Source organism: Caballeronia calidae (assembly GCF_900044055.2).
Lineage (GTDB): Bacteria > Pseudomonadota > Gammaproteobacteria > Burkholderiales > Burkholderiaceae > Caballeronia > Caballeronia calidae.
Genome location: NZ_FCOX02000014.1, coordinates 88,960 through 111,950, shown reverse-complemented (window position 1 = coordinate 111,950; position 22,991 = coordinate 88,960). Strand labels below are relative to the sequence as shown.

19 protein-coding genes and 3 tRNA genes are annotated in these 22,991 nt (G+C 64.0%); 9 read left to right on the top strand and 13 right to left on the bottom strand.

Annotated elements, in window-relative coordinates; all coding sequences use genetic code 11:
- Nucleotides 1–6: 6 nt before the first annotated feature.
- From lpdA to AWB78_RS15430, 3 genes are all read left to right on the top strand, one after another.
- Entirely contained in the window at nucleotides 7–1,437 is a 1,431-nt protein-coding gene (lpdA, locus tag AWB78_RS15440) for a dihydrolipoyl dehydrogenase (protein WP_062605644.1), read from the top strand.
- Between the two features lie 88 nt (nucleotides 1,438–1,525).
- Entirely contained in the window at nucleotides 1,526–2,623 is a 1,098-nt protein-coding gene (gene zapE, locus AWB78_RS15435) for a cell division protein ZapE (protein ID WP_062605642.1), read from the top strand.
- A 143-nt stretch (nucleotides 2,624–2,766) separates the two neighbouring features.
- Entirely contained in the window at nucleotides 2,767–3,150 is a 384-nt protein-coding gene (locus AWB78_RS15430; protein ID WP_062605640.1) for a transposase, read from the top strand.
- A 98-nt stretch (nucleotides 3,151–3,248) separates the two neighbouring features.
- Here the strand turns inward: AWB78_RS15430 and AWB78_RS15425 are convergent, their stop codons facing one another.
- The 9 genes from AWB78_RS15425 to AWB78_RS15385 form a co-directional block, all read right to left on the bottom strand.
- Nucleotides 3,249–3,713: a DUF2147 domain-containing protein gene (locus tag AWB78_RS15425; RefSeq protein WP_062605639.1), complete on the bottom strand. Its 465-nt coding sequence runs from the start codon at nucleotides 3,711–3,713 to the stop codon at nucleotides 3,249–3,251.
- An 88-nt stretch (nucleotides 3,714–3,801) separates the two neighbouring features.
- Nucleotides 3,802–4,590: a 5'/3'-nucleotidase SurE gene (surE, locus tag AWB78_RS15420; RefSeq protein ID WP_062605637.1), complete on the bottom strand. Its 789-nt coding sequence runs from the start codon at nucleotides 4,588–4,590 to the stop codon at nucleotides 3,802–3,804.
- Between the two features lie 95 nt (nucleotides 4,591–4,685).
- On the bottom strand, nucleotides 4,686–4,928 hold the full coding sequence (locus tag AWB78_RS15415) for a hypothetical protein (protein ID WP_062605634.1): 243 nt from the start codon (nucleotides 4,926–4,928) through the stop codon (nucleotides 4,686–4,688).
- A 194-nt stretch (nucleotides 4,929–5,122) separates the two neighbouring features.
- Nucleotides 5,123–6,010 carry a DUF1571 domain-containing protein gene (locus tag AWB78_RS15410; protein ID WP_062605748.1) on the bottom strand — a complete coding sequence of 296 codons (888 nt, stop codon included), beginning with the start codon at nucleotides 6,008–6,010 and terminating at the stop codon, nucleotides 5,123–5,125.
- A 9-nt stretch (nucleotides 6,011–6,019) separates the two neighbouring features.
- The gene (locus tag AWB78_RS15405) at nucleotides 6,020–7,777 is read right to left on the bottom strand and encodes an AMP-binding protein (RefSeq protein WP_062605632.1); all 1,758 of its coding nucleotides are present in this window, start codon (nucleotides 7,775–7,777) and stop codon (nucleotides 6,020–6,022) included.
- A 74-nt stretch (nucleotides 7,778–7,851) separates the two neighbouring features.
- A complete protein-coding gene (locus AWB78_RS15400; RefSeq protein WP_062605630.1) occupies nucleotides 7,852–9,159 on the bottom strand; it encodes an acetyl-CoA C-acetyltransferase in 1,308 nt (435 codons plus the stop codon).
- Nucleotides 9,156–10,061, bottom strand: coding sequence for a MaoC/PaaZ C-terminal domain-containing protein (locus AWB78_RS15395; protein ID WP_062605628.1), 906 nt, complete (start codon nucleotides 10,059–10,061; stop codon nucleotides 9,156–9,158). The genes AWB78_RS15400 and AWB78_RS15395 overlap by 4 nt, the downstream gene beginning before the upstream one ends.
- 13 nt (nucleotides 10,062–10,074) lie before the next feature.
- Nucleotides 10,075–11,511, bottom strand: a complete 1,437-nt coding sequence (locus AWB78_RS15390) for a 3-oxoacyl-ACP reductase (RefSeq protein WP_062605626.1) — start codon at nucleotides 11,509–11,511, stop codon at nucleotides 10,075–10,077.
- 66 nt (nucleotides 11,512–11,577) lie between these two features.
- Nucleotides 11,578–14,082 carry an acyl-CoA dehydrogenase gene (locus AWB78_RS15385; RefSeq protein WP_062605624.1) on the bottom strand — a complete coding sequence of 835 codons (2,505 nt, stop codon included), beginning with the start codon at nucleotides 14,080–14,082 and terminating at the stop codon, nucleotides 11,578–11,580.
- Between the two features lie 528 nt (nucleotides 14,083–14,610).
- On the opposite strand from AWB78_RS15385, the gene AWB78_RS15380 reads away from it, so the two are divergent.
- Nucleotides 14,611–14,937, top strand: a complete 327-nt coding sequence (locus AWB78_RS15380) for a hypothetical protein (RefSeq protein ID WP_062605622.1) — start codon at nucleotides 14,611–14,613, stop codon at nucleotides 14,935–14,937.
- 70 nt (nucleotides 14,938–15,007) lie between these two features.
- Here AWB78_RS15380 and AWB78_RS15375 read toward each other — a convergent pair whose 3' ends face one another.
- From AWB78_RS15375 to AWB78_RS15360, 4 genes are all read right to left on the bottom strand, one after another.
- Nucleotides 15,008–16,228 (bottom strand): MFS transporter, encoded by a 1,221-nt coding sequence (locus AWB78_RS15375; protein ID WP_062605620.1) that lies wholly within the window; start codon nucleotides 16,226–16,228, stop codon nucleotides 15,008–15,010.
- A gap of 347 nt (nucleotides 16,229–16,575) precedes the next feature.
- Nucleotides 16,576–16,662: transfer RNA gene (locus AWB78_RS15370), tRNA-Leu, on the bottom strand.
- Between the two features lie 137 nt (nucleotides 16,663–16,799).
- Nucleotides 16,800–16,886: transfer RNA gene (locus tag AWB78_RS15365), tRNA-Leu, on the bottom strand.
- 137 nt (nucleotides 16,887–17,023) lie between these two features.
- A tRNA-Leu gene (locus tag AWB78_RS15360) sits at nucleotides 17,024–17,110 on the bottom strand.
- 251 nt (nucleotides 17,111–17,361) lie between these two features.
- On the opposite strand from AWB78_RS15360, the gene rnr reads away from it, so the two are divergent.
- The 5 genes from rnr to AWB78_RS15335 all read left to right on the top strand — a co-directional run bounded on the left by rnr (nucleotide 17,362) and on the right by AWB78_RS15335 (nucleotide 22,974).
- Nucleotides 17,362–19,848 carry a ribonuclease R gene (rnr, locus tag AWB78_RS15355; RefSeq protein WP_062605618.1) on the top strand — a complete coding sequence of 829 codons (2,487 nt, stop codon included), beginning with the start codon at nucleotides 17,362–17,364 and terminating at the stop codon, nucleotides 19,846–19,848.
- A 103-nt stretch (nucleotides 19,849–19,951) separates the two neighbouring features.
- Nucleotides 19,952–20,695, top strand: a complete 744-nt coding sequence (gene rlmB, locus AWB78_RS15350; RefSeq protein ID WP_062605616.1) for a 23S rRNA (guanosine(2251)-2'-O)-methyltransferase RlmB — start codon at nucleotides 19,952–19,954, stop codon at nucleotides 20,693–20,695.
- 39 nt (nucleotides 20,696–20,734) lie between these two features.
- The gene (locus tag AWB78_RS15345; protein WP_062605614.1) at nucleotides 20,735–21,691 is read left to right on the top strand and encodes an HNH endonuclease; all 957 of its coding nucleotides are present in this window, start codon (nucleotides 20,735–20,737) and stop codon (nucleotides 21,689–21,691) included.
- 43 nt (nucleotides 21,692–21,734) lie between these two features.
- Nucleotides 21,735–22,565 carry an N-acetylmuramoyl-L-alanine amidase gene (locus AWB78_RS15340; protein WP_062605612.1) on the top strand — a complete coding sequence of 277 codons (831 nt, stop codon included), beginning with the start codon at nucleotides 21,735–21,737 and terminating at the stop codon, nucleotides 22,563–22,565.
- Between the two features lie 13 nt (nucleotides 22,566–22,578).
- Nucleotides 22,579–22,974, top strand: coding sequence for a SirB2 family protein (locus AWB78_RS15335; protein WP_062605610.1), 396 nt, complete (start codon nucleotides 22,579–22,581; stop codon nucleotides 22,972–22,974).
- Nucleotides 22,975–22,991: the final 17 nt, after the last annotated feature.

Genomic DNA, 22,991 nt, shown 5'->3' with positions numbered 1-22,991 from the left:
AAAGTCATGTCCAAGGAATTTGATGTCGTCGTGATCGGCGCGGGCCCTGGCGGCTATATCGCGGCGATTCGCGCAGCGCAGCTCGGCAAGACGGTTGCGTGTATCGAGAAGTGGAAGAACCCGGCGGGCGCGTTGAAGCTCGGCGGCACGTGCCTGAACGTGGGCTGCATTCCGTCGAAGGCGCTGCTCGCGTCGTCGGAAGAATTCGAGAATGCGTCGAAGCATCTGGCCGATCACGGCATCAGCGTGTCGGACGTGAAGCTCGATGTGTCGAAGATGCTCGCGCGTAAAGACGGCATCGTCGAGAAGATGACGAAGGGCATCGAGTTCCTGTTCCGCAAGAACAAGATCACGTGGCTCAAGGGTCATGGCAAATTCACGGGCAAGAACGCGGCCGGCGTGCAGATCGAAGTGTCGGGCGAAGGCGAGACCGAAGTCGTCACGGCGAAGAACGTGATCATCGCGACGGGCTCGAAGGCGCGTCATCTGCCGGGCATCCCGGTCGATAACACGCTCATCGCCGACAACGAAGGCGCGCTGTCGTTCGACTCCGTGCCGAAGAAGCTCGCCGTGATCGGCGCGGGCGTGATCGGTCTGGAGCTCGGCTCGGTGTGGCGTCGTCTGGGCGCGGACGTGACCGTGCTCGAAGCGCTGCCGCAATTCCTGGGCGCAGCGGACGAATCGCTCGCGAAGGAAGCCGCGAAGCAGTTCAAGAAGCAAGGTCTCGACATCCACCTCGGCGTGAAGATCGGCGAAGTGAAGACGTCGGCCAACGGCGTGTCGATCGCCTACACGGACAACGCGGGCAACGCGCAGACGCTGGAAGCGGATCGTCTGATCGTGTCGATCGGCCGCGTGCCGAACACCGATAACCTCGGTCTCGAGTCGATCGGACTGAAGGCCAACGAGCGCGGCTTCATCGACGTGGACGATCACTGCGCGACGAGCGTGCCGAATGTCTACGCGATCGGCGACGTGGTTCGCGGCCCGATGCTCGCGCACAAGGCGGAAGACGAAGGCGTGGCGGTGGCGGAGATCATCGACGGTCAGAAGCCGCACATCGACTACAACTGCGTGCCGTGGGTCATCTACACGGAACCGGAAATCGCGTGGGTCGGCAAGACCGAGCAGCAGCTCAAGGCCGAAGGCCGTGAGATCAAGACCGGCCAGTTCCCGATGATGGCCAATGGCCGCGCGCTCGGCATCGGCAAGGCGGAAGGCTTCGTCAAGATGATCGCCGACGCGAAGACCGATGAAATCCTCGGCGTGCACGTCATTGCGGCGGATGCGTCGGATCTGATCGCGGAAGCGGTTGTTGCGATGGAGTTCAAGGCGGCGTCGGAAGACATCGGCCGCATTTGCCATCCGCATCCGTCGCTGTCGGAAGTGATGCGTGAAGCGGCGCTCGCCGTCGACAAGCGCGCGTTGAACATGTAATTCGGCTCGACTTCGGGCAACACGCAAGGCATCGCAACGAAGGCGAGCGGATCAAACCGCTCGCCTTCGTCACTTCGAACGGCAGAAGATGAACGTCACCGAATACTACGAAAACGAACTGCGCACGCGGGGTTATCAATCGGACGAGGCGCAGCTCGCGGCGGTCGCGCGCCTGCAGCGCTGCTACGAAGAGTGGGTCGCGTACAAGTCGCGCCGCTCCAACGCGCTCAAGAAGTTTCTCGTGCATCCGGACTTGCCGCGCGGTGTCTACATGTGGGGCGGCGTCGGTCGCGGCAAGAGCTTCCTGATGGACAGCTTCTATGCGGTCGTGCCCGTGCAGCGCAAGACGCGCCTGCATTTCCACGAGTTCATGCGCGAAGTGCATCGCGAGCTGGAAGAACTGAAAGGGCAGGCCGATCCGCTCGACGAACTCGCGAAGCGCATCGTCAAACGATACAGGCTGATCTGCTTCGACGAGTTCCACGTGTCCGATATCGCCGACGCGATGATTCTGTATCGCCTGCTCGACCGGCTGTTCAAGAACGGCGTGCAGTTCGTGATGACGTCCAATTACGAGCCGGACACGCTGTATCCGGAAGGGCTGCATCGCGATCGTCTGCTGCCGGCGATCGAGCTCATCAAGCAGCATCTCGACGTGCTCAATGTCGATGCCGGCACCGACTATCGCAAGCGCACGTTGTCACAGGTGCAGGCTTATCACACGCCGCTCGGCGCCGCCGCCGACAAGGCGTTGCGCGCGGACTTCGCCAAGCTCGCGGCCGTGCCCGACGAAAGCCCGATCCTGCATATCGAGAAGCGTGAAATCAAGGCGCTGCGCAAGGCCGACGGCGTCGTGTGGTTCGACTTCGCCACGTTGTGCGGCGGTCCGCGCTCGCAGAACGACTATCTCGAACTGGCGAACCGGTTTCACGCGGTGATTCTGTCCGACGTGCCGCAGATGACGCCGCGCATGGCGTCCGAGGCGCGCCGCTTCACGTGGCTCATCGACGTGTTCTACGACCACAAGGTGAAGCTGCTGATGTCGGCGGCGGTGCCGGCGGAGGAGTTGTACGTCGAAGGGCCGATGGCCAACGAGTTCGCGCGTACCGTGTCGCGTATCGTCGAGATGCAGTCGAAGGAATATCTGGAGGCGCCACGGCGTGTCGCGGATATTTCGCTGACCTAATACGAGAATCAAAAAACTGCCGCTAGCCAATCGGCATAAGGCTTTTCGGGCTTTTTCAGGATTCGGATCACTCTTATTTGCCTGCTCTCGGGTACTCGGTATCGTCGATGCCGGTAATCAGACAGCAAATTGGAGAGAATACCGTGAAGCCCTATCGCGACTTGTCCGACGAAGAATGGCAAATGGTGGCACCGCTGCTTCCCGAACTGCGTCCGCGTTCGGAGTTGCGGGGCCGGCCGCTCGCTAATACCCGCGCCGTGCTCAACGGTGTGCTCTGGGTCATGTACAGCGGCGCGTCGTGGTCCACGCTGCCGCGCAAATATCCGTCGTATCAGACCTGCCATCGGCGTTTCAAGGCATGGCACGAGTCGGGCGTGCTGTTGCGCGTGATGACTCAGTTGTTCGGGCCGGCAGGCGAGTCGCTCTACTCGTTGATGACGTCCCGCATGCGCGTGCCGGCGGAGTTCAAGCCCGAAAGCGCTGAAGTGCCGGCAGTGCCGCCAGCGCACGAGCGTCACGCCGCCTGAGCCTGCGGACCATAGAAGTCCGCGGCGCAATGAAGAAGCCGGTCGAAGAGAATCATCTTCGACCGGCTTTATCTTTTCCGGCGCTCGCCGCGCATCGCTTATTGCTGGCGCACCCACGTCTGGGATCGTCCCAGCAGCGACATGCCGACATACCCGCGCACGACGAGCTTCTGCCCGCTGTCCTCGAGCTTCATCCTGCACTTGTAGAGCTTGCCGCTTTCGGGATCGAGAATCCGGCCGCCGTCCCATGTCTCGCCGTCCTGTCTCATCCCGGTGATGATCGTCATGCCCTTGATCAGCTGATCCTTGCGCTCGTCGGTGCAGGCCGTGCAGCGTCTGTCGGGATGATCGAACTCGCCGATGCCGCGCACGACCTTGCCGGACAACTGGCCGCTGCCGTCATCGACGATCTGGATGATCGCTTTCGGCTTGCCGGTCTGATCGTCGATGGTCTGCCAGGTGCCGACGGGCGTCGCCGCCTGCGCGAACGCGCTCGCAGCGAGGGTGGCGCAGAGCGCGCCGAGCATCGGGCGCACGCCGCGCCGGCCGATGGAACGGGTCATATCGTCTCCTTGTCGTGATCGCTGGAGCATACGAGAAAGCGATCGGCTTCGTCTGGGAGGAAACGTTCTAGCGGCGCGCGTCGGGCACTCAGACGCCGCGCTTCAGACCCGCTTCGAGCGTGGCGAAGGTGCGCTCGTCGGTGCGATCGAAATGCAGCGGCGTGACCGACACGCGGCCGGACGCCACCACCGCCGTTTCGCTATCGGGCGAATTCGGGCGCGGGCCGCGCTGAAAGCGCAGCCAGTGATAGTCGATGCCGCGCGGATCGACGAGCGGCAGCACATCGATGCCTTCCACGAGCCCGACGCCTTGCCGCGTCACGGTGAGCGGACCGGCGGCGGACGCGTCGCAATCGGGGAAATTGACGTTCAGGCACGTGGGCGCGTCGTGGGAAATCGAAAGCAGCTGGCTGATCACGCCCGGCGCCAGCGCGCGCGCCGTATCCCAGCGCACGTTCTCGCGATCGGTGAATGCCTGGCTCAGTGCGATCGACGGCAGGCCGAGCAGCAGGCCCGTCATCGCGGCGCCGACGGTGCCGGAGAACATCGTTTCGACACCCAGATTCGCGCCGCGGTTGATGCCGGAAAGCACGAGCGTGGGCGGCGCGTCCTTCATGATGTGACGCGCGGCCATCACGACGCAATCGCCGGGCGTGCCTTGCACGCCGTAGCGCCGCTCGCCCTGACGCGATATGCGCAGCGGCGAGTGCAGGCTGATGGAGTGCGACGTGCCGCTCTGATCGTGCTCGGGGGCGATCACCCAGACTTCGTGCGCGAGTTCGGCGGCGACCGCTTCGAGCACGGCGAGGCCGGGGGCGTCGATGCCGTCGTCGTTGGTGATGAGCACACGCTGCAGGATGGGCGAGAGGGCGGACATCGCGAATCACTCCTTGGTCGATGGTGAAAGGGATCGACCGATTATTACAGAGTTCGCGCTAGCGGGCGTCCGCAGGCCCGGTTCGGAGAGTGCCTTTACTTGACGCCGAGGCCGCGCAGCACCGCGTCGCCGTCTTCCGTGAGCCGCACCTCCGGCTTGCCCGCGTCCGCCGATACGATCTCGACATACCCGTATTCCTGCAGCGAGGCGACATCGGGCGTGGCCGCCATGACGTCGATGGGCGCGTGCATCAGGAGAAGCAGCGTGGCGATTTCGTGGTGGCTCAGAAGCTTTTTGATGGCTCGCACGGGTGCGGAAGCCGGACGGCGGAGGTTCATGAAAGATGTCCTCAAGTTTGCATGACGATACGCGGCGCTTTCGGCATGACGCCTGTGCGCAGACCTTGATGTCGATGGGATGCGGGCAGATTATCGGCCGACTCTTAGGCGAAACTTAAGACGCACGGCGCGCAGTGAAACCCGTTGTTACACCACGTGTCACGAAGTCAGGGGGCGTTTCATTAAGGCTTCGATCAGAAGCGATAGTCGGGATTTTTCGGGTCGAACGTCAGATCGTCGAAGGGTTTGGTTTCGATGCGCTCGAACACGACGCTTTCAAAAATTGCGCCGTCGTTGTCGTACGACTCCAGCGTGCGAAAGACCGGCCGCTCGAGGTCGAGCCCGAGCACTTCCTTCTTCGCGTAGAACTCGGGTTGTCCATCGGGCGTTTCATACGTGAAGGCGACCACGCGCATTCCGTCGACGGTCTTCACGTCGATGCTCGACGGCTTCGTGATGCCCGCTTCCGCGAACTTGCGTCCCTCGTCGATGAAGCGCTGCGTGATCGCGTCGATGCCGAGTTCGCGGATCGAGTGATTCGACTGCGCGCGGGCGAGCACGCCGTTCACCGAGGTCCACATCGGCACGACGCTCAGGAAACCGCCGAGATGACCGTAGAGCTGATCGGGGCGCCTAGAATCGTCGTAGATGACTTCCTGGCCCGCGTGCGCGCCATCGGGCAGCCATTTGGCGTAGATGCGCAGCGGCTCGCGCGTGACGCGCACGAGCATGTGATCCGCGCGCTTCGGCCATTTTCCGTTGATGCGCTCGCGCCGGCGCATCGTGAACTCGCACGACGCGAAGTCGCGCAGGCCTTCCTGCAAATAGCGCGGCACGGTGCGCGCATCGAGCGAGCGGAAGACGGCGACGAGCCGGGCATCGTCGAGCTTCGCGAGCGCGCCGCTCGCGGCCGCCTGCGAGAGCCATTGCACCTGCTGCTCGACGCCGAGATCGGCGATCTGTGCGATGTCGTCCTTGGTTTGCGCGTGTGCGAAGAGGCTCGCGAACATCGCGCAGAAGCAGAAGAGGCACGCGCGGGCGAGCCGCAAGTCCAGCGTCCGGCGGCATCGCGCACGCAGCATGAGCATCTCCTAAAGCTGATCCTGCGGTTTCGGTGATTGCAATCCGGCTTCGCGCAATTCGCGCCTTAACACCTTGCCGATCGTCGTGAGCGGCAGCGCGTCGCGGAACTCGACGTACGTAGGCACCTTATAGCCGGTCAGGTGTAAACGGGCGAACTTCAGCAGTTCTTCCACCGTGAGCGAGTCGTCGCGGCGCACGACGAACGCCTTCACGCGCTCGCCCGTCACCGGATCGGGCACGCCCACGGCCGCCACCGCGCGCACCTTCGGATGCGCCGCGAGCACATCCTCGATCTCGTTCGGATACACGTTGAAGCCCGATACGATCATCATGTCCTTCTTGCGGTCGATGAGCCGGATGATGCCGCGCGCATCCATCACACCGATGTCGCCGGTCGCGAGCCAGCCGTCCGCGTCGATCGCCTGCGCCGTGTCTTCGGGACGGTTCCAGTAGCCTTTCATCACTTGCGGGCCCTGCACGCAGAGCTCGCCGGGTTCGTCGACGTTCGCCCAGGCGCCGTCCTCGCGGCGCAGGCGCACCATCGTGGACGGCACCGGCACGCCGATCGTTCCGGCGAAGGCGCTGTCGCCATGCGCATCGAGCGGCGTCGCGCAGACGAGCGGCGAGCATTCGGTGAGGCCGTAGCCTTCGACGAGCGACTGGCCGGTCATCGCCCTGAAGCGTTCGGCGATCACGCGCTGGGTCGCCATGCCGCCCGCCATCGCGAGCTTGAGCGCGGAGAAGTCGCGCTTGCGGAAGTCTTCGTTGTCCATGAGCGCGCTGTAGAGCGTGTTGAGCGCGGTGATCGCCGTGAAGTTTTCGTGACGCAGCGCCCGCACGAGCGCACGGATGTCGCGCGGATTGACGATCAGCACATTGCGCGCGCCGATCGCGAGAAAGGCGAGCGCGTTCACCGTCAGCGAATAGATGTGATAGAGCGGCAGCGGCGTGACGATGATCTCGTGGCCGTCGACGAGCCGTCCGCCAGCCCATTCGAGCGCCTGCAGCAGATTGGCGATCACATTGCGATGCGTGAGCATCGCGCCTTTCGCGACGCCCGTCGTGCCGCCGGTGTATTGAATGAACGCGATATCGCCATGACCGACCCGCACCGGATCGAACTCGCGCCTTGCGCCGCGTGCGAGCGCTTGCGGCAGGCGGACCGCATCGGGCAGGCTGTAGGCGGGCACCTGCTTCTTCACGTGACGCACGAGCAGATCGATCGCGCGGCCCTTGACGTTGAGCCCCTTGCCGAGGAGATCGCCGATGCCGGTCACGACGATGTTCCTCACGCGCGTGCCCGGCTGCGCGTCCTGCACGGTCTTCGCGAAGTTCTCGAATACGACGATGGTCTGCGCGCCGCTGTCCTTCAACTGCTGACCGAGCTCGCGCGCCGTATAGAGCGGATTCACGTTGACGACGATCGCGCCCGCGATCAGCGTGCCGAACATCGTGACGGGATAGGCGAGCGTGTTGGGCATCATGAGCGCGACGCGGTCGCCGGGCTTCACGCCGATGTCCTGCAGATACGATGCGAACGCATGCGCCTTCTGGCCGAGCGTGGCGAACTTGAGTGCCGAGCCGAGGCTCACGAACGCGACGCGATCCCGAAACCGCCCGACGCATTCGTCGAAGAAATGCGCGAGCGAGCGATAGCGCGAAGGATCGATCTCGCGCGCGACATCCGGCGGATACGACGCATACCAGATGCCGTCCGTCGCGTGCGGCACGAGGGCTCCGCGCGGCGCTGCCTGTCCCGGGCTCATGTGGTGTCTCCGTTGGCGCAACGCATCTCGTTGCTACACGTCGATAGCACGCCTCGTGTTTCTACGTCTGCTGCTTACCGCTCAAGTATCGCGACGACACCCTGACCGCCCGCCGCGCAGATCGAGATCAGACCGCGCAGCGGCTGGCCGTCGCCGCGCGCGGGCGCCTTCGCGAGCATCTTCGCGAGCGTGCCGACGATGCGCCCGCCCGTCGCGGCGAACGGATGGCCCGTCGCGAGCGAGCCGCCGTTCACGTTGAGTCGCGCGCGGTCGATGGAGCCGGGCGGCGCGTCGAGGCCGAGCGCCGTGCGGCAGTATTCGTCGTCTTCCCACGCGGCGAGCGTGCACAGCACTTGCGCCGCGAATGCTTCGTGGATCTCGTAGAAATCGAAATCCTGCAGCGCGAGACGGGCGCGCGCGAGCATCGACGGCACCGCGTAGGCGGGCGCCATCAACAGGCCTTCGCGCTTGTCGAAGTAATCGACGGCTGCGGTCGCGGAGTGCGTCAGGAACGCCTGCACGGGCAGTCCGCGCTCGGCGGCCCATTGCTCGGAGGCGAGCAGCACCGCCGATGCGCCATCCGTGAGCGGCGTCGAGTTGCCCGCGGTCAGCGTGCCCGCGTCGCGATCGAATACGGGTTTCAGTTGCGAAAGCTGATCCAGCGACACATCGGCGCGCAGGGTGTTGTCGCGCGCGAGGCCCTTGTACGGCGTCATCAGATCGTTGAAGAAGCCGCGCCCATAGGCCGCCGCGAGCTTGCGATGACTTTCTTCCGCGAGCGCGTCCTGCGCGTCGCGCGAAATCTTCCAGCGCTTGGCCATCAGTTCGCAATGCTCGCCCATCGAGAGGTTCGTGCGCGGCTCCGCGTTGCGCGGCAGAAGCGGTCTGAAGAACATGCCGGGCCGCAGCTTCGCGAACGCGCCGAGGCGTTGCCCCGCCGAACGTCCGCGATTCGCTTCGAGCAAAATCTTGCGCATGCGCTCGTTCACGGCGATGGGCGCATCCGACGCCGTATCGACGCCGCCCGCGATGCCCACGTCGATCTGTCCGAGCGCGATCTTGTTCGCGACCAGGATCACCGTTTCGAGGCCGGTGCCGCAGGCCTGCTGCACGTCGTAGGCGGGCGTTTCCTTCGCGAGCGTCGTTGAGAGCGCGGCTTCGCGCGTCAGGTTGAAGTCGCGCGAATGCTTGACGACCGCGCCCGCCGCCACTTCGCCGAGCCGCATGCCGTGCAGGCCGTAGCGATCGACGAGCCCTTGCAGCGTGAAGCTCAGCATGTCCTGATTCGATGCGCTCGCGTAAGCCGTGTTCGAGCGCGCGAACGGAATGCGGTTGCTGCCGATGATCGCCACCCTGCGAACCTCATGCCGCGCGTCGCTCATGGCAGCTCCCATTCGAAATGGCCGCGCAGATGCGGCCGGTCGCCCGCGAGATCGCGCACTTCGAAATCGCGCGCGGCGGACGAGGGCGCGGCGGTCCACAGCGTCGCGTCGCCGGGGATATAAAGCGGCGACTTGAAATCGCCGTGCGCATATCCGGACGCGAGCGCCTTGACCGGATGCAGCGCCGCGAGCGTGCGCGCGAGCGTCCACATGCCGTGCGCGATCGCGCGCGGAAAGCCGAACGCCTTCGCGCTCAGCATGTGCAGATGGATCGGATTGAAGTCGCCCGATGCCTTCGCGTAATCGCGTCCGAGTTGCGGCGGAAGCTGCCAGCGCGCTTCGCGGGCGAGGAGCGGCACGCGTGCATCGGCGGCCTCGATCACGTCGGTCGGCGGCGCGGCGCTCTCGCTTCTCACGCCGCGCTTCAGATAGACGCTGTCGCCGTCCCACACGGCTTCGCCGCGCCGGTAGATGCGCGTATGCAGCGTGAACGCCTGGCCTTTTTGATGCGGCACGAGCGGCCCGCACTCCACCTCGATGCGCAAGTTCTGACCCGCCGCGAGCGGCCGCCGCAAGCGCACGCTGTTCGATAGATGCACGACGCCGAGCGCGGACCACGGAAACGACGGATCGGTGAGCATCATCAGATGCAAGGGAAACGCGAGCACGTGCGGGAACGTGAGCGGCACGCCGTGCTCCGGGATGAACCCGCACACGCGCGCATAGCGGCCGACCTGCTCGGCGTCGAGCTTCACATTGGGACGCACGAGCCGGATCGCGGGCAGTTCGGGCGCGCGCGAGCGCCTGAAGAGCGCGGGCAGGGCGCGCCCGTAGAGCTTCGCGGGCGGCGGCAAGGTATCGATGACGACGGTGCGGGCGCGCGGCATGGTCGGTGCGTGCATGCGTCTTTTCCCCTCACGCGCCGATCAGGCTTTGGCCGCACACGCGCACGACGTTGCCCGTGATGCCCGCGCTGCCCGGACTCGCGAGCCACGCGACGGTCTCGGCGACATCGACGGGCAGGCCGCCTTGTCCCATCGAGTTGAGCCGTCTGCCGGCCTCGCGCACGCCGAAGGGCATGCGCGCGGTCATGTGGGTTTCGATGAAGCCGGGCGCGACCGCGTTGATCGTGATGCCGCGTGGGCGCAGCGAGGGCGCCATCGCGTGCACGCGGCCGATCACGCCGGCCTTCGAGGTCGCGTAGTTGGTCTGTCCGCGATTGCCCGCGATGCCGCTGATCGACGACACCGCGACGATGCGCCCGCCGTCGCGCAGCACGCCTCGTGCGAGCAGCGCGTCGTCGATGCGCGCCTGCGCCAGCAGATTGATGTCGATCACGCTGTCCCACATCTCGTCGGTCATGCGCGCGATGGTCTTGTCGCGCGTGATGCCCGCGTTGTGCACGACGATATCGATGCCGCCCGATGCGATGAGCGCCGCGGCGATCTCGCCGGGCGCTTCGGGCTCGGCGATGTCCGCGACGAGCGCGGCATGCGCGCCGTTCGAGGGCGATGCGTCTTCGATCGAGAGCATGGTCTGATCGAGCGCATCGCGGGCGGTTTCGACATCGAGCCCGGTGACGATCGCGCCGTGCTCCGCCAGCACCGCTGCGATCGATGCGCCGATGCCGCGCGCCGCGCCCGTCACGAGCGCGCGCTTGCCCGCGAGCGGTGTGGTCCAGCTATGCGGCGCGGCCGACGATGCGTCGATGGTCACGACCTGGCCCGACACATAGGCGGAGCGCGGCGAGAGAAAGAAGCGCAGCGCGGACTCGAAACTCGCGTCATCGGCGACGCGCAGCAGGTTCGACGTGATGCCGTTGCGCGCTTCCTTGCCGAGCGAGCGCACCATGCCTTCGAGCGCGTGCTGCGCGGTGGCGGCCGGCACGCTCGCGCGCGTGGCGGGCGGGCGGCCGAGCACGACGATGCGCCCGTTCTTCGCGAGCGAGCGCAGCGCGTCGTGAAAGAACGCGTAGAGCGCATGCAGCTGGCCGCTTTCGACGATGCCCGTTGCATCGAAGATCAGCGCTTCGACACGATCCGCGCGGTCGCTCGCCAGCGCATCGCGGGCGCGCGGCTCGAAGCGGCCGCTCATCGCGCCATGACGGGCGGCAACCGGCAGCCAGCCGGCCGCGCTCTCGTGCGCGACGCTCGTCATGCCGATGGTGGAAAGCACGGCCATCAGGTCATCGAAGAGCGCGGGCGACGGCCCTGCGCCGATGGCGGCCATGCCGCCGAATTCGGCATGATCCGCGCGATAGCGGCGCAGTACCTCGGGACGCGGAAGGCCGAGCGAGCGTGCGATGCTCATGCCGAAGGGCGAATTGACGAAGTCGAGATAGCGGTCTTTCATCGATTGGCGATCGGTCGTCGGGCGCGCGGCGCTGCCGTGGGTCTGTGTGCCTCAGGCTCGCGTGCTTCAGGCGATGGCTTCGGGCAATTGCCGCTCGAGCGCCGCGCTGCGCTTTTGCAATGCTTCGAGGATACCGAAGTCTGAGGAAAAATCATCGACTTTCACCGCTTCGCGCGCGTGAGCTGCCCATTGCGCGAGCAGCGCCTGCTCGTTTTCGTCGATGAAACCGCGTTCGGCGGCCGCCTGCGCCCACGCTTCGATATCGTGCGGGCTCTGCGGCAGCGGGGCGGTCCGGCCCGCCTTGACGGCTTCGCGCAGACGCGCTTCCAGCGCCGCGACCGCCGGTGTGAGCGCGAGCAGCTTTTCGCCGCGCGTAACCGGATCGTTTTCGAATGCCGAAACATGCGAGTTCGCGACGAGCCGCTCGCGCGCATCGCCGGGTGTCTGCATCAGCATCGCGACTTCGTTGCCGAGCGCGTCGGCGCTCGCTGCGTGCGGCACGCCGAAGGGGAACGCCACCGCGCGCAGGAACGCCGCCGCCGCGCGGTTCGGATAGTTCGCGAGCAAGCCTTCGAACGCGGCGCGCGCCTGAAAGAGCGCATCTTCGGCGCCCCAGCGCACGAGCGGCAAATCGGTGTCGGGACGGCCGTCGTCCTCGAAACGCTTCAAGGTCGCGGACATTAGATAGAGCTGCGAGAGAATGTCGCCGAGCCGCGCCGAAAGCCGCTCGCGGCGCTTCAGCTCGCCGCCGAGCGTGAGCATCGAGACATCGGCGAACAGCGCGAACGCGCTCGACAGGCGCGTGGCGGCGCGGTAATACGGCACGAGACGCGCATCGGCGCGCGCGGGCTTGCGCATGAGCGCGGTGCCGCCGAACGCGTACACGAGACTGCGCAGCGCGTTGGCCGCGAGAAAGCTCGCGTGGCCGAAGAAGGCGTCGTCGAAATCGCGCAGCGCGCGGTGCGCATCGTCCTCGCGCGTCGCCGTCATCTCCTTCAGCACATACGGATGACAACGGATCGCGCCCTGTCCGAAGATGATGAGGCAGCGCGTCAGGATGTTCGCGCCTTCGACCGTGATCGAGATCGGCATCTGCTGATACGCGCGCGCCAGAAAATTCGACGGCCCCATGCAGATGCCCTTGCCCGCGACGACATCCATGCCGTCGTTGATCACCTTCCGCGCGCGTTCCGTGATGTGATACTTCGCGATCGCCGAGATGACGGAAGGCTTCTCGCCCAGATCGACGGCCTGCGCCGACAGACGCCGCGCCGCGTCCATCACGTACAGATTGCCGCCCATGCGCCCGAGCGCTTCCTGAATGCCTTCGAAGCGCCCGATCGACGTGCGGAACTGGCGGCGCGCAGCGGCATACGCGCTCGTGCCGCGCACGGCCAGCTTCGCCATGCCGACATTCGACGATGGCAGCGAGATCGCGCGCCCGGCGGCGAGGCATTCCATCAGCATGCGCCAGCCGTTGCCGACCTGCGCGCGTCCGCCGATGACCCAATCTATCGGGATGAACACATCCTTGCCCCAGTTCGGGCCGTTCTGGAACACCGCGTTGAGCGGCCAGTGCCGCCGCCCGATATTGACGCCGGGGTGCGTCGTCGGAATGAGCGCGCAGGTGATGCCGGGCGCTTCGTCGCCGCCGAGCAGATGCTCGGGGTCGAGCGCGCGAAAGGCGAGGCCGAGCACGGTCGCGATCGGACCGAGCGTGATGTAGCGCTTCTCCCACGTGACGCGAAAGCCGACTGTCTCGCGGCCTTCGTGCATGCCGCGGCAGACGATGCCGATATCGGGAATCGCGGCGGCGTCGGAACCGGCGTAAGGGCTCGTCAGCGCGAAGCAGGGGATGTCGTCGCCGCGCGCGAGCCGCGGCAGATAGTGGTTCTTCTGTTCTTCGGTGCCATAGTGCAGCAGCAGTTCGGCGGGCCCGAGCGAGTTCGGCACCATCACCGACACGGCCGCCGCCGACGAATGCGTCGAGAGCTTCATGATGACCTGCGAGTGCGCGTACGCGGAGAAGGCGCGTCCGCCGTATCGCTTCGGGATGATCATGCCGAGAAAGCCTTGTTCCTTGATGTACGCCCACGCTTGCGGCGACAAATCCTGCCAGATGGCGGTCGTGTCCCAGTCGTTCGACAGCTCGCACAGATGCGTGCATTCGTTGTCGATGAAGCTTTGCTCTTCCTGCGTCAGGTTCGGCGCACCGTGGGCGAGCAGACTGTCCCACGCCGGGCGTCCGGAAAAGAGTTCGGCGTCCCACCAGACCGTGCCGGCTTCGATCGCATCGCGTTCCGTCGACGACATCTCCGGCAGGATCTTGCGGAACCTGTCCAACACCCTGCGACTGATCAGCGCACGTCGCAGCGGTTTCACGGCGAGCATGAGCGCCGGCAACACGAAGATGATCGCGAGAACGACCGCGACGCCGACGCTGACGAAACCGATGGCGGCCCCGATAGCGACCCAGGCCGCGAGCCCGGCAAACCAGGCGGGAGCGGCGGACTGGAAGAACGTGAGGGCAACGGCGAGCAGAAGAAATGCGACGACGTAGACGGCGAGCATCACGGGTCTCCGACGGCAGACGACGAGCTTGACGACGAAAACGCAAAAGCACGCGACGTGCCAAACGTCTCGACTGATTTCTCTACGCGCGCTTTTTACAGTTGCGAGACAATTTCAGTCGTGAAAATATAAGACAGACTCCTTCCAATGACTAAGGAGACTCTTAAACTCAGAATAGTCTACTTCCCGTTTTGCCTAGTGCGGGATAAAAATAACTTGATCTAGATCGGGTGCGTGCTGAGACATTAGGTGCAATGTCTGAGCATTTATCGATCCCCGCGCGAGGCGGGGACCAAAAGGGCGCTGTGTCGTCCAGTGAGAAGTTCAACACAGCAAGTCACTACGGGCCAGCTTCTTGAAGTGACCACCTGCCACGTGCACATGGTCACCGGAGCTTAGTGGACTTTGAAGCGACTAGATCAATTAGGCAGGCTAAATATAGGTGAAGTGCCCGAAGAAGCATCATTTCCGGACTGGGCATGCATTTCAGGAGACCTGTTGTTATCGCTGAATCTAGCCAAAGGAGGCATGAAAATCATACGCGTACCGTTGAACCTGAGATTGATCGCGAGCATTCGCGAAAACTACACACACCGCGCGTTATCGCTGTATTGGGATGCAGCGGAACGTATTACGCCGGTCGCACGATTTGTGATGTTGTTCTGCCTGGAACAGGGCGTTCCTGTCGGAGCGCTTAGCCGGTACATCGGCGTGTCCCACAGTACGGTGCATCGATTGCGCCGCAAGCGAAAGCAGGCAGGCGATATTGCGCACCGGGACGCGTTGCTGGAACTGCTCGAAAGGCTCGCCTTCGAAGGAGGCGGCGGGTCGCGTCGCGTTCCAGGCGGAATCTGACGAGAAAGCGGCCCCGCGAAGTCCGCGGGGCTTTTCATCGAACTTCATCGACCTTCGTCGGCCATTCGCACTACGTGGCCGAGCCCATTTCCCGCGCCGCGCGCGTCATATCGATACCCCGCCGCTCGCGGCTGAAGAAGATCAGCGCCGCGATCGCGACAGCGACGACACCCGCGACGATCGCCATTGCCATGCCGTAGTTATTGCCGTGCGACGTCGCGAGCGATGCCTGCATCGTCGCGTTGACCGCCGCGAGCAGATTGCCGAGCTGGTACACGAGGCCCGGGAACGTCGCGCGAATGTCGTCGGGCGAGATCTCGTTCAGGTGAACGGGAATCACGCCCCACGCGCCCTGCACGGAGATCTGCATGAGGAACGCGCCTGTCGCGAGCGCGACGGGACCGCTCGAGAACGCCCACAGATACAGCACCGGCAGCGCGATCAATGCGGCGATGAAAATCGCCACGCGCCGCCCGATCCTCTCCGACAACGCCCCGAAGAACAGCCCCCCGACGATCGCGCCGATATTCAACACGATCGTGATCAGCGACACGGTATGCGGATCGAAGTGATGCTGCTCGCGCAGGAAGGTCGGATAGAGATCCTGCGTGCCGTGCGAGAAAAAGTTGAACGCGGTCATGAGGACGATCGCGTAGAGCGAGAGCGTCCAGTTCTGCCTGAGCGTCGCGATGAGGCCGGGGCGCTCGCGCTTTTCCATTGCGCGCCAGGCGGGCGATTCGGGCACGTGCGCGCGCACGTACATCACGAGCAAGGCGGGCGCGACGCCGACGAAAAACATCCCGCGCCAGCCGATATGCTGGTACAGCACGCCGAAGACGATCGATGCGAGCAGATAGCCGCTCGGATATCCCGCCTGCAGCAGCCCCGAGACGAAGCCGCGCGACGAGGGCGGCACGGTTTCCATCGTGAGCGCGGAGCCGACGCCCCATTCCCCGCCCATCGCGATGCCGAAAAGGGCGCGCAGAATCAGCAGCGTCGCGAGGTTCGGCGACAGGCCGGAGAGCAGTTCGAGCAGCGAATAGAACGCGATGTTGATCATCAGCGTGGGACGGCGGCCGAACTTGTCCGCGAGCCGGCCGAAGATCAAGGCGCCCAATGGACGCATGGCCAGTGTGAGCGTGATTGCAAATGCCACGTCCGGGATTTTCGTATTGAATTCGGCGGCGATATCCTTCAATACGAAGACCATCAGAAAGAAATCGAATGCGTCGAGTGTCCAGCCTAAATAGGCGGCAATCGTCACGTTTCTTTGTTCGCGCGTCCAGCTCATTGCCGGTGTCTCCGTTCGATCAAGCGTTTGACGTATTGCAATGCAGGTCAGCAATTCGCAAACCGGCCGCAGGCGCTCGGGCCGGGCGTGCTGGCTTCACACGGGCGAGTGTACGCCGTCGATTAATCGACTGCTTAAACCAGCTGGTTAATCCGGCCAGTGTGCGGGCTGTAAATGAATTGGAGGATACGGTTTCAATTCATTCTCGATTCATCGATTGAATAACCGAACCGAAAACGAAAGACAGGCGAATAAAAAATGAAGGCGGAAAACAAAAAACCCCACGACGATGCGTGGGGTTTTTGCATGCGATGCGCTGAAAGCAGCGTTTCGCGAAAGAGGGACCTTGGTGCCCAGGAGAGGACTCGAACCTCCACGGTGTTGCCACCGCTAGGACCTGAACCTAGTGCGTCTACCAATTCCGCCACCTGGGCCAAGGGGTACAGCGAGCCCGCTATTTTAGCGGGAACGGGCGCCGTGTCAATCGAAAAGTCATACGACTCGTTGAATCGAAAACACGGTCTCCGCACAAAAAGGAAAAGCCACCCGAAGGTGGCTTTTCCGAACATCTTGGTGCCCAAGAGAGGACTCGAACCTCCACGGTGTTGCCACCGCTAGGACCTGAACCTAGTGCGTCTACCAATTCCGCCACCTGGGCCAAGGGGTACAGCGAGCCCGCTATTTTAGCGGGAACGGGCGCCGTGTCAATCGAAAAGTCATACGACTCGTTGAATCGAAAACACGGTCTCCGCACAAAAAGGAAAAGCCACCCGAAGGTGGCTTTTCCGAACATCTTGGTGCCCAAGAGAGGACTCGAACCTCCACGGTGTTGCCACCGCTAGGACCTGAACCTAGTGCGTCTACCAATTCCGCCACCTGGGCAAGGGTGCGATTTGCTGCGGGTTTGCTTCGCTTTCGCGTCAGCAGCAAAGAACGCCATTATAGCGAGCGCAACGCGCCTGTCAAGCGTTTCGATGCAATACGCGTGACGAGGCGCGAGCCGCGCCGGATCGGCCTCCGGGCCCCGTGGCGCTTAAAAGACGGGTGTTAGAATGGCCCGCAACGATGACCGCATTATTGGTTGCAAAGCACCGCAAAAGTCCCGTCCAACGAGAAAAAACACGACTACGCCCTTGAGCAAATATCCGTATCCGATTCCAAGCCGCGAAGAGATTCTCGGCGTGCTGCGCACGAGCGAGACACCGCATGCCGCGAACGACATTGCCGAGGCGCTGTCGATCAAGCGCCAGGAGCGCGAAGGGTTTTTCAAGCGACTGGCGGCGATGGAACGCGACGGGCAAATCCGCCTCGACAAGCGCGGCCACTATCAGCTCACGCATCCGTCGAACTTCGTGGCGGGCCGCGTGCAGGGACATCGCGACGGCTTCGGCTTCCTGATCCGCGACGACGGCCAGGACGATCTCTTCCTCCCCAATGGCGAAATGCAGAAGGTCATGCACAACGATCGCGTGCTCGCGCGCATCGTCGGCTATGACCGGCGCGGACGTCCGGAAGGGCATATCGTCGAGGTGACGGATCGCGCGAACAAGCGCGTGATCGGACGGCTCGTCAACGAGAACGGCGCGCTGATTCTCGTGCCGGAAGACAAGCGCATCGGTCACGACATCCTCATCACGCAGAATCCGAAGAAGGCGAAGGTCGGCCAGGTGGTGTCCGTCGATCTGACGGATTTCCCGAGCCGTCATTCGCAGCCGCTCGGGCGCGTGGTGGAAGTGATCGGTGACATCGACGATCCCGGCATGGAGATCGAGATCGCCGTGCGCAAATACGGCGTGCCGCATGAGTTCAGCGACGCCGCGCTCGCATCCGCCGCGAAGCTGCCCGACGAAGTGCGCCCGGTGGATATCCGCCATCGCGTGGATCTGCGGGATGTGCCGCTCGTCACCATCGACGGCGAGGACGCGCGCGATTTCGATGATGCCGTGTACTGCGAGCCGGTTTCCGTCGGGCGCGGGCAGGGCTTTCGTCTGCTGGTCGCGATCGCGGACGTGTCGCATTACGTGCGCCCGAACGAAGCGCTCGATATCGATGCGCTCGATCGCAGCACGTCGGTGTACTTCCCGCGCCGCGTGATTCCGATGCTGCCGGAGAAGCTGTCGAACGGGCTCTGCTCGCTGAATCCCGATGTCGACCGCTGCGTGCTCGTGTGCGACATGGTCATCACGGCGCGCGGCGAGATCAAGGCGTACCAGTTCTATCCGGGCGTGATGCATTCGGCGGCGCGCCTGACGTACACCGAAGTCGCGGCCGTGCTCACGAACACGAAGGGCCCGGAAGCGACGAAGCGCGCCGATATCCTGCCGCATCTGCAGAATCTTTATGGCGTCTACAAGGCGCTGCATGCCGCGCGCCAGAAACGCGGCGCGATCGATTTCGACACGACCGAGACGTATATCGTCGTGAACTCGCAGGGCAAGATCGAGCAGATCGTGCCGCGTCATCGCAACGACGCGCATCGGCTGATCGAGGAATGCATGCTCGCCGCGAACGTCTGCGCGGCGGACTTTTTGAAGCGCAACAAGCATCCGGGTTTGTATCGCGTGCACGCGGGGCCGACGGAAGAGAAGCTCGAGAACCTGCGCGCGTTTCTGCGCGGGGTCGGGCTGACGCTGACCGGCGGCGACAAGCCGCATGCGAGCGATTACGCCGCGCTGATCGCGCAGATCCGCGACCGGCCCGACGCGCAGATGCTGCAGTCGATGGTCCTGCGCTCGATGCAGCAGGCCGTCTACAGCCCGGACAACATCGGTCACTTCGGTCTCGCGTATGAGGCGTACGCGCACTTCACGAGCCCGATCCGCCGCTATCCCGACCTGCTCACGCATCGCGCGATCTACGCGATCCTGCAGGGCAAGAAGTATCTGCCGGACATCGGTCACGATGTCTCGCTCAGCACGGGCCTCACAAAAGCCGCGCGCGAGATGCAGAAAGCCGACGACACCGCGCGTGGCCGCGCGCGCAACAGCGTCGCGATCTGGGAAGAGCTCGGGCTGCATTGCTCATCGAACGAGCGCCGCGCCGACGAAGCCTCGCGCGACGTCGAAGCCTGGCTCAAGTGCTACTTCATGCGCGACAAGCTCGGCGAGGAATACGGCGGCATGGTGAACGGCGTGACGACGTTCGGCATCTTCGTGCAGCTGGATTCGTTGTTCATCGAAGGTCTCGTGCATGTGACCGAGCTCGGCTCCGATTACTTCCAGTACGACGAGATCAAGAACGAGCTGCGCGGCGAGCGCACGGGCATCCGCTATCGCATGTCGGATCGTGTGCGGGTGCAGGTGAGCCGCGTCGATCTCGATGCGCGCAAGATCGATTTTCGTCTCGTGCGCGATACGCCGGTGAAGCCGCCGGTGCCGCGTTCATCGTCGAGTGTGGGCGATGTTGCGAGCGTCGGCAACGGCGCGGCCGGTCCGCGCATCCGTCCGCTGATGGGATCGATGAGCGACGACGATATGCCGAGCACGCGCGCCCGCGGCGGCACGAAGAAGGGCGCGGCGCTCACGGCGGGCGCGCGCGGCGGCGCGGCGAAGAAACGCGGGGCGGCGTCGAAGTCGTCGAAGCCGGCCTCGCAGGGGCGGCCGGCGCGCAAGAAACGTTAGGGCGGCGCGTCTACGCTGCTGCCATCGAATGTGCGCGGTCCGATGCCGGGTGGCACGGACCGCGTCATGCTTTTCATGTTTTCACCGAAGGTTCGGATCAGTCATGTCACGTCTCAAGGTTCTATACGGATTTCACGCAGTGACCGCGCGTTTGCGCGCGGATGCATCGTCGATCGAGGAGGTGCTGTACGACCCCACGCGCAAGGATCGGCGCATGCAGGACTTTCTGCGTACCGCGAAGGAAGCGGGCGTGCGGCTGATCGCGGCGGACGAGTCGCGCCTGTGGGGCCTTGCGGGCAATATCCAGCATCAGGGCGTGGTCGCACGCGCGCATGATCTGCCGCTTGCGCAGAATCTGGCCGAGCTGCTCGACGGCATTTCGGGCACGCCTCTCTTGCTGGTGCTCGATGGCGTCACCGATCCGCATAACCTGGGCGCGTGTCTGCGTGTCGCGGATGCGGCGGGCGCGCATGCGGTGATCGCGCCGCGCGACCGGTCGGCGGGGCTGAATGCGACCGCGGCGAAGGTGGCGAGCGGCGCGGCGGAGAGCGTGCCGTACATCACCGTGACGAATCTGGCGCGCGCGCTGCGCGAGTTGAAGGACGCGGGGGTCTGGGTGATCGGGACGGCGGGCGAGGCGACGGCTTCGCTTTACGAGACCAAGCTCGATGGCCCGGTGGCGATCGTCGTGGGGGCGGAAGGCGAGGGAATGCGCCGGCTGACGCGCGAGACGTGCGACGAGATCATGAATATTCCGATGGCGGGGGCTGTCGAGAGTTTGAATGTGTCGGTGGCGTCGGGGGTATGTTTGTTTGAGGCGGTGCGGCAGAGGGCGGTGAAGAAGTAAGAGGTTCAGGCTACGGAACACACTTCGCGCATTTCGTTCATGACATCGCTACAAGAGATATACGAAAGATTGGCGCCAGCCCATCGCGCGGCACTCCAGTGGTTTCATGAAAATAAGGACAGGGAAGTTTCGTGGCCGAAACCATTGGATGATGGAACGTTCATCGTCAATAAAGCCAAAGGAATTCATAAGCCCGCTGGCATTGCTTATGCGGTCAGTGTGCGCCAGTCGCTCAACGGAACATACGCGGATCACGAACCAGAAGTGAACGCTGACGGGGCTTGGGTCTATCGGTATTTCCAAGAGCAACTCGATCCAAGCAAGCGCGATAGTCAGTTCACAAATCGCGCTCTGGTGGCCTGCATGGAAGACGGTGTTCCAGTCGGCGTCTTGCGCCAAACTAAAGGCAAGCCGAATCCTCGTTATAAGGTTCTCGGTTTGGCGTTTGTGACTGAATGGCGCGAAGGGTATTTCGTTCTGAACGAAGTTCGGGATGACTTGGCAGCAACCGCAGTTTCTCCACTTGAGCAACTGGAAACCGCCGTCGAGTCCGCAGCGCAGTTCACGCGTGCGACTTTCGAAGATGAACGTCGATGGATTGAAGCGTCGATCGTGTTACGCGAAGGACAGGGCGCCTTTCGAGATTCAATTCTGGCAGCTTACGATCACCGTTGCGCGATTTCTGACTGTAACGTCGTGCCGGTTCTAGAGGCGGCGCACATTCACCGCTATTTCGGAGTGAAGACCAATCTGGTCTCAAACGGCTTGTTACTTCGTGCAGACCTGCATACGCTCTACGATCGCGCACTGATCGCTATCGAACCGAGTAACTTCGAACTGCTTGTATCGCCGAAGCTCTATGGCACAGCGTATGGGGACTTGAAGGGGCAAAAGATTCGCCTGCCGAGCAAGATCAATGAGCGCCCGGGCCATGACGTGCTGCTTGAGCATAAAAGATGGGTGTTGTCCCGTTGGGATGCAGAAAGCGGTCAATGAGAGCAAGAGTCGAATGCAACACACGCGAATATTGCTGACCGCTATGGAGAAAACGCTCCTCTTAGCCTCGCTGCTGCTCACGCTCACCGCCTGCACCACCACCCAACTCAACCGCGGCACCTACATCGCCGACACGCAGCACCACGCCAAAAACGCCGACTCCCGCATCCGCTTCCTCGTGATGCACTACACCGAAATCGACGAAGCCCGTTCGATCGAAGTCCTGACCGGCGACGAGGTCAGCGTGCACTACGTCGTCCCCGACGCCCCGCGCATCGAGCGTGGCGAACCGGTCGTCTACCAGCTCGTGCCCGAAGACAAGCGCGCCTGGCACGCGGGCATCAGTTCCTGGCAAGGCGCGACGGAGCTCAACGCGTCCTCGATCGGCATCGAGAACGTGAACCTCGGTCCCGTCGGCGAAAATGGCGGCGTTCGCGAATGGCAACCCTATCCGCCCGCTCAGATCGACGCCCTCATCAAACTTTCGCGCGATATCGTCGCGCGCCAGCGCATTCCGCCGACGCGCGTCGTCGGCCATAGCGACATCGCGCCGCAGCGCAAGATCGACCCGGGCCCGCTGTTTCCGTGGCGCGCGCTGTACGATGCCGGCGTGGGCGCGTGGCCCGACGACGCCACCGTCGCCGCGCATCTCGCGGGCCGCGATCCGAAAGCGCCGTCCGACGTGCGCGCGTTGCAGGACAAGCTGAAGCGCTACGGCTACGACGTCGCCACCGACGGCGTGCTCGACGACAAAACGCGCCGCGTCTTCAGCGCATTCCAGATGCACTTCCGCCCGTCGGACTACGCCGGCAACGCCGACGCGGAAAGCGACGCCATCGCCCAGGCCTTGCTCGACAAGTACTTCGCCAACTAAAAGGGAACCCACGATGGGCGACTACTTCCTGCCGCTGCGCGCGATCCACATGACGTGCGCCGGCCTTTCCATCGCCGGATTCGTGCTGCGCTGGATCTGGATGCTGACGGATTCGCGCCTGCTCGCCGCGCGCGCGACGAAAATCCTGCCTCACATCATCGACACGCTGCTGCTCGCGAGCGCCATCGCGCTGGTCGCGATCATCGGCTTTTCCGCGAACGCCGCGTGGCTCGGCGCGAAAATCGCGTGCCTCGTCGTCTATATCGTGCTCGGCACGCTCGCGTTGAAGCGCGGCCGCACGAAGGGCGCGCGCGCCGTCTATGGCGTGCTGGCGATCCTCGTGTTCGCGTTCATCGCGTCGGTCGCGCGCACGCACGATCCGCTCGGTTTCCTGCGCGCGATTGCATGATCCGCACGGACGTCTCC